12 protein-coding genes are annotated in these 12571 nt (G+C 65.7%); 7 read left to right on the top strand and 5 right to left on the bottom strand.

The genetic code is table 11. The features are described from left to right. Window positions 1–16 precede the first annotated feature (16 nt). The 5 genes from L0963_RS18395 to L0963_RS18375 form a co-directional block, all read right to left on the bottom strand. On the bottom strand, window positions 17–1540 hold the full coding sequence (locus L0963_RS18395; RefSeq protein ID WP_062901017.1) for a fumarate hydratase: 1524 nt from the start codon (window positions 1538–1540) through the stop codon (window positions 17–19). Between the two features lie 68 nt (window positions 1541–1608). Continuing rightward, complete coding sequence (locus tag L0963_RS18390) at window positions 1609–1929, bottom strand: hypothetical protein (RefSeq protein WP_062901016.1); 321 nt, start codon at window positions 1927–1929, stop codon at window positions 1609–1611. Between the two features lie 33 nt (window positions 1930–1962). After that, entirely contained in the window at window positions 1963–2427 is a 465-nt protein-coding gene (locus tag L0963_RS18385; protein WP_003042824.1) for a Fur family transcriptional regulator, read from the bottom strand. A 52-nt stretch (window positions 2428–2479) separates the two neighbouring features. Then, window positions 2480–2911, bottom strand: a complete 432-nt coding sequence (locus tag L0963_RS18380; protein ID WP_082819829.1) for a MerC domain-containing protein — start codon at window positions 2909–2911, stop codon at window positions 2480–2482. Between the two features lie 134 nt (window positions 2912–3045). Then, window positions 3046–4713 carry a long-chain-fatty-acid--CoA ligase gene (locus L0963_RS18375; protein ID WP_234181089.1) on the bottom strand — a complete coding sequence of 556 codons (1668 nt, stop codon included), beginning with the start codon at window positions 4711–4713 and terminating at the stop codon, window positions 3046–3048. Window positions 4714–4853: 140 nt separating this feature from the next. Here L0963_RS18375 and L0963_RS18370 point away from each other — a divergent pair, with 140 nt between their 5' ends. The 7 genes from L0963_RS18370 (at window position 4854) to sucC (ending at window position 12507) form a co-directional block, all read left to right on the top strand. Further along, on the top strand, window positions 4854–5393 hold the full coding sequence (locus tag L0963_RS18370; RefSeq protein WP_234181087.1) for a hypothetical protein: 540 nt from the start codon (window positions 4854–4856) through the stop codon (window positions 5391–5393). 27 nt (window positions 5394–5420) lie between these two features. Then, complete coding sequence (gene pabB, locus L0963_RS18365; RefSeq protein WP_234181084.1) at window positions 5421–7247, top strand: aminodeoxychorismate synthase component I; 1827 nt, start codon at window positions 5421–5423, stop codon at window positions 7245–7247. A gap of 128 nt (window positions 7248–7375) precedes the next feature. Then, complete coding sequence (locus tag L0963_RS18360) at window positions 7376–8587, top strand: pyridoxal phosphate-dependent aminotransferase (protein WP_234181082.1); 1212 nt, start codon at window positions 7376–7378, stop codon at window positions 8585–8587. Window positions 8588–8879: 292 nt separating this feature from the next. Beyond that, window positions 8880–9545 (top strand): peptide-methionine (S)-S-oxide reductase MsrA, encoded by a 666-nt coding sequence (gene msrA, locus L0963_RS18355; protein ID WP_217373134.1) that lies wholly within the window; start codon window positions 8880–8882, stop codon window positions 9543–9545. A 192-nt stretch (window positions 9546–9737) separates the two neighbouring features. After that, on the top strand, window positions 9738–10853 hold the full coding sequence (bla, locus tag L0963_RS18350; RefSeq protein ID WP_234181080.1) for a class A beta-lactamase: 1116 nt from the start codon (window positions 9738–9740) through the stop codon (window positions 10851–10853). A 6-nt stretch (window positions 10854–10859) separates the two neighbouring features. Then, window positions 10860–11171 carry a hypothetical protein gene (locus L0963_RS18345; RefSeq protein ID WP_062901011.1) on the top strand — a complete coding sequence of 104 codons (312 nt, stop codon included), beginning with the start codon at window positions 10860–10862 and terminating at the stop codon, window positions 11169–11171. A 127-nt stretch (window positions 11172–11298) separates the two neighbouring features. After that, complete coding sequence (gene sucC / locus L0963_RS18340) at window positions 11299–12507, top strand: ADP-forming succinate--CoA ligase subunit beta (RefSeq protein ID WP_234181078.1); 1209 nt, start codon at window positions 11299–11301, stop codon at window positions 12505–12507. Window positions 12508–12571 lie beyond the last annotated feature (64 nt).

Genomic DNA, 12571 nt, shown 5'->3' with positions numbered 1-12571 from the left:
GAGCAGCTTTTGATGGTTAGGCTTTCTCGAGCAGCCCTTCGTCCTTGATCCGCTTTTGCCAGATTTTCGGCGCGTTGACGTGGACATTCTGGCCTTCGCTGTCGACCGCGACGGTGACGGGGAAGTCCTTGACCTCGAATTCGTAGATCGCCTCCATGCCGAGGTCGGCGAAGCCGACGACCTTGCTGCCCTTGATCGCGCGCGCCACGAGATAGGCTGCGCCCCCGACCGCCATCAGATAGGCGCTCTTGTGCTTGGCGATCGCCTGCGTCGCGGCGGGGCCGCGTTCGGCCTTGCCGACGCAGGCGAGCAGCCCCTGATCGAGCATCATGTCCATGAACTTGTCCATGCGCGTCGCGGTGGTGGGGCCGGCGGGGCCGACGATTTCTTCGCCCACCGGATCGACCGGGCCGACATAATAGATGACGCGGCCCTTGAATTCGACGGGCAGCTCTTCGCCCTTGGCGAGCATGTCGGCGATGCGCTTGTGCGCGGCATCGCGGCCGGTGAGCATCTTGCCATTGAGAAGGATGCGGTCGCCCTGTTTCCAGCTGGCAACGACTTCGGGCGTCAGCGTGTCAAGGTCGACGCGTTTCGCGGCGCTGTCGGGAGCCCAGTCGATCTGCGGATAGTCGGCGAGCACCGGCTTTTCGAGATAGGCGGGGCCGCTGCCATCAAGCGTGACATGCGCGTGGCGGGTCGCGGCGCAATTGGGGATCATGGCGACCGGCTTAGACGCGGCGTGGGTCGGCCAATCCTTGATCTTGATGTCGAGCACGGTCGCGAGGCCGCCAAGCCCCTGCGCGCCGATGCCGAGCGCATTGACCTTTTCATACAGCTCGATGCGCAGTTCCTCGGTCGGATTGCTCGGCCCGCGCGCGAGCAATTCGGTCATGTCGATCGGGTCCATCAGCGACTGTTTGGCCAGCAGCATCGCCTTTTCGGCAGTGCCGCCGATGCCGATGCCGAGCATGCCGGGGGGGCACCAGCCGGCGCCCATCTGGGGCACCATTTCGAGCACCCAGTCGACGATCGAATCCGACGGGTTCATCATCTTGAACTTCGACTTGTTCTCGCTGCCGCCGCCCTTCGCCGCGACGTCGATATGCACCTTGTCGCCGGGGACCATTTCGACATTCAGCACCGACGGCGTGTTGTCCTTGGTATTGACGCGGCTGAACGCCGGGTCGGCGAGGATCGAGGCGCGCAGCTTGTTGTCGGGGTGGAGATAGGCACGGCGGACCCCTTCGTCGACGACCTGCTGCAGGCTGCGGGGGCTGTCGAGGCGGCAGTCCATGCCCCATTTGACGAACACGGTGACGATGCCCGTGTCCTGGCAGATAGGGCGGTGCCCCTCGGCGCACATGCGGCTGTTCGAGAGGATCTGCGCCATCGCGTCTTTCGCAGCGGGCGAAACTTCGCGCTCATAGGCAGCGCCCAGGGCGCGGATATAGTCCATCGGGTGAAAATAGCTGATGTACTGGAGCGCGTCGGCGACGGTTTCGATGAGGTCGTCCTCGCGGATGATGACGGTGTTCATGTGCAGCCCTTTGCCCGGTTTCGTGAGTCGCGGTTTCCCTAGACCCGCATCGCGGCAACGGAAAGGGGTCAGCGCCTGCGGCGCCCGAAACCGGTCGCGGGCGGGCTCGCCGGGCGGCGCGCGGACGGGCGGACGACAGGGCGAAGGGGTAGCTCGGTGGGTGCGACGAGGAGTGGACGGCCCCGCATTGCGGCGACGCGCCCGGCCTGCCGCGCGTCGCTATCGGGTCCGAAGATCGCGAGAAGATCGTCCTGCCCACCCGCGAACTCGAAGGCAAGCACCGGTGCACCGTAGCCCGGCTCGGCGGCGAAGCTGTCTTGCGGGAAGCTTTGGCTCAGCCAAAGGCCGACCGTTATGGTGCCGAACCGAGGAAAAGCGCCGCGAGCCACCAGCGTACCGCTGGCGGCGCGCCCGCATTCAATCTATTGGCACTCGGCGCATTTGCCGCGCACCTCGATCACCGGGCGCTCGGCGGCAAATCCGGTCGCGGCGGCGGCAGCGCGCACGCCGTCGGACAGCTTGTCATTATCGACATGGACGGCATTGCCGCAGCTGTCGCAGATCAGGAAGATGCAGTCGTGCAGGCAGCCGGGATGGCTGTTGGCTACAAAGGCATTGGCGCTTTCGACCCGGCGGACGAGATTGTTGGCAACGAACAGGTCGAGGATACGATAGACGCTGTTGGGCGCGACCCGCTTGCCGCGTTTTTGCGAGACGATGTCGGCGATTTCATAGGCGCTCGCTGGCTTGCCAATTTCGGCGACCGCATCGAAAATCTGCGCGCGCATGTCGGTCCACGCTTCGCCGGCCTTTTCGAGCGCGTCCTGCGCCGCATTGGCGAGCGAGGCGCCGCTGGCCTCGATATGCGCATGTTCGTGCTTGCCCATGGGGATAATGTAGGCGCTTTGGGGGGCGCCCGCAAGCTGCGGGCAATGCGTATCAGTGCGCCGCGCGGCGATTGAGATCGTGCCCGAGCGCGACGACCGCGACCCCGATCATCGTCGCGAGCACTTCGCTGCCGTCATGCGGCCTCGACAGAGCGCCCGCCATCATGCCCAGCCCGAAGCTGCCGACCGCGAAAGGCATCATATAGCCGTGGCTGAGCACCCCTGCGACGAGCGTCACCAGCGCAAAACCGATCGCGACGACCAGCCCGATCTCGTGAAAAGCGGGATGCAGCAAAGCGCCGCCGACCGAGGCGATCGAGGCAAAGAAGATCGTGCTGGCAAGGCAGTGGACGAGGCACAGGCCCGACAGGCCGATGGCGAGCTGATCGCCCGTCAAAGCGGTCAGCGGCCGCGAATCGCGCGCAGCCCGAACCAGCGCGCCAAGGCGCGTCAGAACAGGGGCATGGCTGGCGACGTGCGTCACCCGATTCTCCAAGGAAAGCAATTGCGGGCCTTGATATGGCATAACATGACAAAGGTTACAATATCACATTATGACATTTCTATCCTGCCGCTTCCGGTCACCCCCGCGAAGGCAGGGGCGAGGAGGGGCGGTTGTCATCCCCCCGTTTCGGCCCGCAAGGCCTTGCGGTCCAGTTTGCCAATCATCGTCTTGGGCAGATGATCGCGCACCTCGACGGCGCTCACGCGTTCATGCTTGCCGAGTTGCGGGTTGAGCCAGGCGGCGAGCGCGTCGCCCGAGACGTCATAGCCCTCTTCCAGCGTGACGAAGGCCTTGGGGTGTTCGCCGCGATAGGGATCGGGGACGCCGAGGACGATCGCCTCCTTCACCGCCGGATGCTGGTAGAGTTTGTGCTCGATCTCGCTCGGATAGACCTTGAAGCCGCCGACCGCGATCATGTCCTTCAGCCGGTCGACAATGCGGATATAGCCGTCGGCGTCGATCGTTGCTACGTCGCCGGTGCGCAGCCAGCCGTCGGCGGTGAAGCTGTCCTGGTCGGCATCGGGGCGGTTCCAGTAGCCGCGCATGATCTGCGGCCCTTTGACCGCGAGCTCGCCGGGCTCGCCCATCGGCGCGTCCTTGACCGGATCTTCCTTGTCGAGCAGGCGGATATGGGTCGCGGGGATCGGCTGGCCGATCGTCCCGGCCTTGACCGGTCCCTCATAGGGGTTGGTCGCGACGACCCCGGCGCTTTCGGTGAGGCCATAGCCTTCGACGAGCGACGCGCCGGTTGCTGCAACGAATTTCTCACGCAGCTCGGCGGGCATCGGCGCGCCCCCCGAAATGCAGACCCGCAAGCTGGAGAAATCGGTCTTGGCAAGGTCGGGATGGTCGAGCAGTGCCTGATACATGGTCGGTACGCCGGGCAGCGCCGTCGCCTTCGTCCGGGTGATCGTCTGCAGCGCCTGTTTCGCGTCGAAGCGGGGGAGCATCGCGATCATGCCGCCGTTCAGCACCGTCCGGTTGAGGACGCAGGTATTGGCGAAGACGTGGAAGAAAGGCAGCACGCCGAGGATGCGGTCGTCGGCGTCGCGGTCGGGGTCGATCGCATTGACCTGCCGCGCGTTGGCGGTCAGATTCTGGTGCGTCAGCATCGCGCCCTTCGGCGTGCCCGTGGTGCCACCGGTATACTGGATCAGCGCGACATCGCCTTCCGGGTCGATGGCGACCGGATCGGGGCGAGCATCATTGTCGGTCAGCGCCGAAAAACGGATGATGCGCGGATCGTCGGGCACCGCCGCCGTCTCCTTGCGCCGGAACAGGCGGTAGAGGATCGACTTGGCCGCGGGCAGCCCGCCGGCGATCGAGCCGACGACCAGCCGCTTCAGGCTCGACCCCTCGAGCACCGCGAGCGCGGTCGGCAACAGCGCCGAGGCGCTGATCGTGAACAGCGTGTCGGTTCCCGAATCCTCCACCTGCGCCTCGAGTTCGGCGACCGTGTAGAGCGGCGAGAAATTGACCACGGTCGCACCGGCGGCAAGCGCGCCATAATAGGCGGCGACATAATGCGGGACGTTGGGCAGGAACAGGCCGACCCGGCTGCCCTTGCCGATACCGCGCTTCTGCAGGCCGCGCGCGACGCGGGCGACCCCGTCCGCGACTTCGGCATAGCTGAAACGGCGCCCCATGAAGTCGAGCATCGGCGCTTCGCCGCGCCGCGCGACGCTGTCGGCGAGCATGGCAGGCAGCGAGAGGGGCGCGAACGACTGGTTCCATGGGGCGGGATGGCGATAATCGGTCGACCAGTCGTAGAGCGTGCCCATCGGGGGATGGCGTCCTTTCGCAAAATGAGGCGGGATTTCCTTACACTAGGGTCAGTAAGCCGATATCGCAATCGGCAGCGCGCTTGCGGGCCGACGCCGCGGCGGCTAGGCAGGGCCATCGTCTTTGCAGGGGGATTGTCATGTCGCAGCTTTCATCTCGGATCGTCGCGGCCGTTGCCGTCATGGGCTGTCTGGTCGTGACCCCGGCGTCTGCAAAGGACAAAGACAAGGCGGCGCCCCGCCCGGCGCAGATCGAACAGCTCTATGCTTGCCGCGACATCGCCGATCCGACGCAGCGTCTTGCCTGTTTCGACCGCGAGGTTGGGTCGCTTGCCAGTGCGGACGAGGCCCGCGAAATTGTCTTTACCGACCGCGAAACGGCCAAGAAGACGCGCCGTGGCCTGTTCGGGTTCAGCTTTCCCAAGCTCGGCGGCATTTTCGGCGGCGACGAGGATGAGGTGCGCGAGATCGATACGGTCATCAAATCGGTGAGCATGGACCGGTCGGGGAAATATACGATGACGATGGAAGACGGTGCCGTCTGGTCGCAGATCGATACGACGGTATTGCCGCGGCAACCTAAGCCCGGCCAGAAGATCCATATCAAGACCGCGACGATGGGCAGCTATTTTGCCAGCGTAGAGGGTGGGCGGTCGATCCGCATGAAGCGCGACCGCTGACCACCTGGCGCCTTTGACTGCCGTGCCATGACCACGACCGCGCGATTGAGCCGGCCGACGGCTGGCGCTTCGCCCTTTGTACTGCTCGACGACGCGCGGGCAGAGAATGCAGCGTGCGCGCGGCTGTTCCGCGATCCGATAGAAATCCTCTGCGCCCGCGCGGTGCGGGACGTGGCGGCTCTGCTCGATGGGCTGGCGGCCGCGCGCGCGCGCGGGCTGCACGCCGCTGGCTACCTCGCTTATGATGGAGGCAAGGCGCTGGCGCCCGCCTCGCGGCACCGCTCTGCCGCGCCGACGAACTTCGATGCGCCGCTCGGCTGGTTTGGCCTGTTCGAGCGTGTTGAGCGGATCGATGCCGACGCAGTTGCGTCGCTTCTACCCGACCCCGGTGCCGCCTGGATCGGCGCACCACGTCCGCGCGTGGCGCGTGCGGATTACGAAGCCGCTGTCGCGCGGGTTCTCGATTATATTCGCGCCGGCGACATTTATCAGGCCAATCTGACCTTTCGCGCCGACGTGCCCTTCGCGGGCGATCCTCTCGCCGTCTATGCGCGGCTGCGGCAGACGGCGCGCGCGGGATATGGCGGTTTCATCTGGACCGGCGAGCAGGCGATCGCGTCGCTGTCGCCCGAGCTTTTCTTTACGCTGCGCGGCGGCGCGGTGATGGCGCGGCCGATGAAGGGCACGGCCGCGCGCCGCGCCCATCCCGAAAGCGACGCGCGCGCGGCGCGGGCGCTCGCGCTGGATCCCAAGCAGCGTGCTGAAAATCTGATGATCGTCGATCTGCTCCGCAACGATCTGTCGCGCGTTGCCGAGGCCGGATCGGTCGCGGTGCCCGAACTGTTTCGCGTCGAGACCTATCCCACGATTCATCAGCTTGTCTCCGACGTCACCGCAGCGCTCCCTGCGGACAAGGGCGGCGCTGACGTGCTGCGCGCCGCCTTTCCATGCGGGTCGATCACCGGCGCACCCAAGGTGCGGGCGATGGAGATCATCGACGAACTGGAGGCCGAGCCGCGCGGGATTTACACTGGTTCGATCGGCTTCATCGCGCCCGATGGCGAGGCGGCGTTCAATGTCGCGATCCGCACGCTCGTCTTTCCGTCGCAGCGCGACTTGCGCGACGGAGCGCATTGCGCCACGCTGGGGCTGGGTTCCGGAATCGTCGCCGACAGCGAACCGGCTGAAGAATGGCGCGAATGTCTGGCCAAGGGGGAATTTGTGGTCGCTGCCGGGCAAAGCTTCGATCTGATCGAGACGATGCACTTCGATCCCGTGGACGGCGTCCAGCGGCTCGAGGGGCATCTGGCGCGCATGAAGGCGAGCGCCGAGGCACTGGGTTTTCATTTCGATCGCCACGGCGCGCGCAACAATCTGCAGTCGGCGACTTTTCGCCTGCGCAGCGCCGCGCGCGTGCGGATGCGGCTGGCGCCCTCGGGCGCGCTCGCGGTCGAGGTGTCGCCGCTGCCGCGGCTTGCCGAGCTGCCGGTACCGGTCGCCGTCGCGCCGGCGCCGCTCGCTCCGGGCGATTTCCGTCTGACCCACAAGACCAGCCTGCGCGGCGCCTATGATGCGGTGCGCGCGGCGCACGGCACCGCCGAAGTCGTGTTCGTCGACGAACCGGGATTCGTGACCGAAGGAAGCTGGAGCAACATCTTCGTCGAGCGCGACGGCCTGTTGCTCACACCGCCGCTGTCGCTCGGCCTCTTGCCCGGCGTGCTGCGCGCCGAACTCGTCGAAAAGGGACGGGCGGTCGAGTCGCATCTGCGCGTCGCCGATCTGGCGGAAGGCTTTTTCATCGGCAATTCGCTGCGCGGGCTGATTCCGGCACGGCTGGCGCAGCCCGCAGGCTGACTTTCGGCTTGCATAGCTAATTTATGGCGCCGCCGGCTTGCCTATTGCGGGCGGAGGCTTTAGGCGCGGCCCCGCGCAATTTCCTGTCATTTTGCAGCCTGTCCGCGCAAGCCACGGAAAGTATCGTCATGTCGCTGAAGCCGCACACCTCCGCCGCCCTCAATCGCATCCAGCCCTCGGCCACGCTCGCAATGACCGCGCGCGTCACCAAGCTGAAAGCGGACGGCGTCGACGTGATCGGCCTGTCGGCGGGCGAGCCCGATTTCGACACGCCCGATTTCGTCAAGGAAGCGGCGATCGAGGCGATCCGCGGCGGCCAGACCAAATATACGCTCGTCGACGGCACGGTCGCGCTCAAGGAAGCGATCCGTGGCAAGTTCCGCCGCGACAATGGGCTCGAGTTCGGGCTCGACCAGATCACGGTCAATGTCGGCGGCAAGCATACGCTCTTCAACGCGCTCGTCGCGACGGTCGATCCTGGTGATGAGGTGATCATCCCGGCGCCCTATTGGGTCAGCTATCCCGACATCGTCGCCTTTGCCGGCGGCACGCCGGTGACGATCGAGGCGTCGGCGGCGCAGCATTACAAGATCACGCCCGAACAGCTCGACGCCGCGATCACCGCGAAGACGCGCTGGATCATCTTCAATTCGCCGTCGAACCCGTCGGGCGCCGCCTATTCGCCCGGAGAGCTCGACGCGCTGGGCGAGGTCATCCGCCGCCATCCGCATGTGATGGTGATGACCGACGACATGTACGAACATGTCTGGTACGCCGATTTCGCCTTCTCGACGCTGGCGCAGCGCTGCCCCGACCTGATCGACCGTATCCTGACCGTCAACGGCTGTTCCAAGGCCTATGCGATGACCGGCTGGCGCATCGGCTATGCCGGCGGTCCCGCATGGCTGATCAAGGCGATGGGCAAGCTGCAGTCGCAGTCGACGTCGAACCCCTGTTCGGTGGCGCAGGCCGCCGCGGTGGCCGCGCTCGGCGGGCCGCAGCAGTTTCTCGAGGAGCGCAACGCCGCGTTCCGCAAGCGCCGCGACATGGTGGTCGCGATGCTCAATGACGCGCCAGGGCTGAACTGCCCGGTTCCCGACGGGGCCTTCTATGTCTATCCCGACGCGAGCGGCTGCATGGGCAAGACGACCCCCGACGGCAAGCCGATCGACAGCGACGAAGCGCTGATCGACTATTTCCTCGACACCGCGCGCGTCGCGGCGGTGCATGGCGCGGCCTTCGGTCTGTCGCCAGCCTTCCGCGTTTCCTATGCGACGTCGGAGGCGGTGCTCAAGGAAGCGTGCATCCGCATCCAGCAGGCCTGCGCCGCGCTGCGCTGACCGCGGCGCCGGACGGGCGCTGCCTGAACGCTGCCCCGCCATCCGGTTCACCGGATAGTAAGCCATCATCTTTATGGGTGATGGCGGTCACTGCACGGCGGCACGGGGCGCGCCATATCGTCGCTGTAACCGAGGGGGCCTCCCCCGCGAAAACGACAATATGACAAAAAGAGGCTTTTATGTTTTCGATGTTCCGCTCCGACTGGTTTCCGACCATGCTCGCCGGCTTCGCCATTGGCGCCTTGATCGTCGTGCTGAATCAGCCGGCGGTCGCCATGCCGATCTGACCGCGATGCGGCGCCCCTTCGCCGCGCTGATCGCTGCCGCGGTGCTGGCGCAGTGCGCGCCCGCGCAGGCGGAAGGCGTCGTCAAGCTCCCCGCGGCGGCCGTCGATCCCGCAGTGAAGGCGAAGCGCGCCGTTGCGGTGCTCGCGGGCGGATGCTTCTGGGGCGTCGAAGGTGTCTTTTCCAATGTGAAGGGCGTCGTGTCGGTCGAATCGGGCTATCATGGCGGTAGCAAGGCCACCGCCGAATATGACCAGACCTCGTCCGGCACGACCGGACACGCCGAGTCGGTTCGCATCGTCTATGACCCGTCGGTGGTCAGCTATGGCACCTTGCTGCGCATCCTGTTTTCCGTGGTCGCCGATCCGACGCTGAAAAACCGCCAGGGGCCCGACAGCGGCACCCAATATCGTGCCGCGATCGTGCCGATGGATGCCGCGCAGCGGCAGGTTGCGACAGCGTATCTCGCGCAGATCGGCAAGGGCCATTATTTCAAGGCGCCGATCGTGGTCCCGGTCGAAAGCTACAAAGGCTTTTACCGCGCCGAAGCCTATCATCAGGATTTCATGCGCCTGCATCCCGACAATGGCTATATCCGCCGCTGGGATGCGCCCAAGCTGGCGGCGCTGAAACGCCTCTATCCCGAATGGGTGCGGGCAACCCCGGCGCCCTGAACGGCGCCGCACGCGGCAAGCCGTTCAGCGTTCCGCCATTTATCGCGCGATAGGAATCATTCACCGCAAATCGCTGGTCCGCGCAGGCGGAGTGCGGGACGCATGGTGCCGGCCAAAAGGTCGGGCGATAAACTGGTCGCGGGTTGCGGGGTTATGATGGCGTTGGGATTTTCGAGCAGGCGGCTGCTCGGTATGGCGATCGGCGGAATGGCGCTGGCGGGCTGTGTCAGCGGTGCGGCACTGGTGCCGACGCCGCGGCAGGCGCAAACGGCGCCGCGCGGAGCGGTCAGCGTGCCCATCGGGCCGCCGGTCAGCACCGCAACGCCGGCGCGCGCCGTGAATGCGCCCCCCAAGGACGTCGTCGATCCGGGCTTCCGGCGCCCGCCGAGTGGCCTGAGCGACCGGATTTCGCAGCTTTGGCGGACTTTCCCCGGCAAGACCGGCATCGCCGTCCAGCGCATCGACGGCGAATGGTCCTTTTCGGAACGCGGCGGGGAATTATTCCCGCAGCAGAGCGTGTCGAAACTGTGGGTGGCGATGACCGTGCTCGATGCGGTCGACCAGGGCAAGCTCAGCCTCGACCGCCGGGTGGACATTGGCCCCAACGACCTCACCCTGTTCCATCAGCCGCTCGCGGCGCGCGTGCGGTCGGAAGGCAAGGTGACGATGAGCGTGCGCGAGCTTATCGAAACCGCGATCACGCACAGCGACAACACCGCCAACGACAGCCTGCTGCGCACCGTGGGTGGTCCCGAGGCGGTCCGGCGCTTCATCGCGAAGAAGGATCTGGGATCGATCCGTTTCGGTCCCGGCGAGCGCCTGTTGCAGAGCGCGACCGCCGGCCTTGCGTGGCAGCAGAGCTATTCGCGTGGCAACGCCTTTCAGCAGGCGCGCGCCGCGCTTCCCGATTCGACGCGCAAGTCGGCACGCGAGGCCTATCTTGCCAATCCGATGGACGGCGCCGCGCCGGCGGCGATCGCGAGCGCCTTGACCCGGCTGGCGCGCGGGGCGCTGCTGTCGCCCGAATCGACGCAGTATCTGATGAGCGTGATGAGCCGGACGCGCAGCGGGCCGAAGCGGCTGAAGGCCGGGCTCCCCTCGGGCTGGGACTTCATGCACAAGACCGGCACCGGCCAGGATTACAAAGGCGAGACGGCAGGCTATAACGATATCGGCATCGCCACCGCGCCTGACGGCACGCGCTATGCCATCGTCGTGATGCTGGGCGACACATCGGCGTCGATACCCGCGCGCATGGCGCTGATGCAGGCGGTCTCCGGCGCGGTGGCCGAATTTCACGGAAAGTAGGCTTCGATGAAACGGGTGATGGTTCCGCTGCTGGCGCTGCCGCTGGTCCTGTCCGCCTGCGCGACGCCCGAGACGCGGCTGCGCAGCGGACTCCAGAATGCGGGTCTGTCGAAGACGATGGCGACGTGCATGGCGGGGCGCATGGTCGACCGGCTGTCGCTCGTCCAGCTTCGCCGCCTGTCGGCGCTGGGCAGCCTGAAGGACCGTGAAATCACCGACCTGACGCTCGACCAGTTCTTCCGCAAGGTCCGCGCGCTCAAGGATCCGGAGATATTGGCGGTGACGACCAGCTCCGCCGCGGTGTGTGCGCTGCGCTGATCAGGCCGCCGCTTTGGTCCGTGTCAAGAATTTCTGGGCGCGGCAGGGGTAGCCTTGCCGCGCAACTTGTGCTTATGCGGCGCCGCATATCTCCCCGCTTACAGAGTCGAAAGGCCCGGCAGAGCTCATGAACATCCACGAATATCAGGCCAAGGAACTGCTCGCGAAATTTGGCGTCGCGGTGCCCAAGGGCATTCCCGCGATGAGTGTCGAGGAAGCCGTCGCGGCGGCAAAGCAGCTCCCCGGACCGCTTTACGTCGTCAAGACACAGATCCACGCGGGCGGCCGCGGCAAGGGCAAGTTCAAGGAACTCGGCCCCGATGCCAAGGGCGGCGTTCGCCTCGCCAAGAGCATCGAGGAAGTCGAAGCGCACGCCAAGGACATGCTGGGCAACACGCTGGTGACGATCCAGACCGGCGAGGCCGGCAAGCAGGTCAACCGCCTGTACATCACCGACGGCGTCGACATCGGCAAGGAATTCTACCTCGCGCTGCTCGTCGATCGCGCCACCAGCCGCATCGCGGTCGTTGCGTCGACCGAAGGCGGGATGGACATCGAGGAAGTCGCGCACTCGGCGCCTGAAAAGATCCACACCATCACCATCGATCCCGCCACCGGCCTGATGCCGCACCACGGCCGTGCGGTGGCCAAGGCGCTCGACCTGTCGGGCGATCTTGCCAAGCAGGCGGCAAAGATCCTCGAGGGCCTCTATGCCGCGTTCCTCGGCACCGATGCTTCGCAGATCGAAATCAACCCGCTCGCCATCTGTCCGACCGACGAGGGCGACAAGCTCTATGTCCTCGACGCGAAGGTCGGCTTCGATTCGAACGCGATGTTCCGTCACAAGGATCTCGCCGAGCTGCGCGATCTGACCGAAGAAGATCCGGCCGAAGTCGAGGCGAGCGAATATGACCTCGCCTACATCAAGCTCGACGGCAATATCGGCTGCATGGTCAATGGCGCCGGCCTTGCGATGGCGACGATGGACATCATCAAGCTCAACGGCGCTTTCCCGGCCAACTTCCTCGACGTCGGCGGCGGCGCGAACAAGGAAAAGGTCACCGCGGCGTTCAAGATCATCCTCAAGGATCCCGCCGTTCAGGGCATCCTCGTCAACATCTTCGGCGGCATCATGAAATGCGACATCATCGCCGAAGGCATCGTTGCCGCGGCGAAGGAAGTGAATCTGTCGGTGCCGCTCGTCGTCCGCCTGGAAGGCACCAACGTCGAAAAGGGCAAGGAAATCCTGGCAAACTCGGGTCTCGCAATCGTTCCCGCGAACGATCTGGGCGACGCGGCGAAGAAGATCGTCGCCGAGGTTGCCAAGGCGGCCTGACCGGTTTTCCCCTTCCGCTCTTGGGGCGGAAGGGGGCGCCAACAGGTTGACGTTTACGTAAACG

This window comes from Sphingopyxis sp. NFH-91, assembly GCF_021401285.1.
Taxonomy (GTDB): Bacteria; Pseudomonadota; Alphaproteobacteria; order Sphingomonadales; family Sphingomonadaceae; genus Sphingopyxis; species Sphingopyxis terrae_A.
This window is presented reverse-complemented; position numbering and strand designations above follow the sequence as displayed.

Coding starts and splice junctions, on each gene's coding strand:
- L0963_RS18395 (WP_062901017.1), bottom strand. CDS start 1,540: ATGAACACCGTCATCATCCGCGAGGACGACCTCATCGAAACCGTCGCC.
- L0963_RS18385 (WP_003042824.1), bottom strand. CDS start 2,427: ATGGGCAAGCACGAACATGCGCATATCGAGGCCAGCGGCGCCTCGCTC.
- L0963_RS18375 (WP_234181089.1), bottom strand. CDS start 4,713: ATGGGCACGCTCTACGACTGGTCGACCGATTATCGCCATCCCGCCCCA.
- L0963_RS18370 (WP_234181087.1), top strand. CDS start 4,854: ATGTCGCAGCTTTCATCTCGGATCGTCGCGGCCGTTGCCGTCATGGGC.
- pabB (WP_234181084.1), top strand. CDS start 5,421: ATGACCACGACCGCGCGATTGAGCCGGCCGACGGCTGGCGCTTCGCCC.
- L0963_RS18360 (WP_234181082.1), top strand. CDS start 7,376: ATGTCGCTGAAGCCGCACACCTCCGCCGCCCTCAATCGCATCCAGCCC.
- msrA (WP_217373134.1), top strand. CDS start 8,880: ATGCGGCGCCCCTTCGCCGCGCTGATCGCTGCCGCGGTGCTGGCGCAG.
- bla (WP_234181080.1), top strand. CDS start 9,738: ATGGCGATCGGCGGAATGGCGCTGGCGGGCTGTGTCAGCGGTGCGGCA.
- L0963_RS18345 (WP_062901011.1), top strand. CDS start 10,860: ATGAAACGGGTGATGGTTCCGCTGCTGGCGCTGCCGCTGGTCCTGTCC.
- sucC (WP_234181078.1), top strand. CDS start 11,299: ATGAACATCCACGAATATCAGGCCAAGGAACTGCTCGCGAAATTTGGC.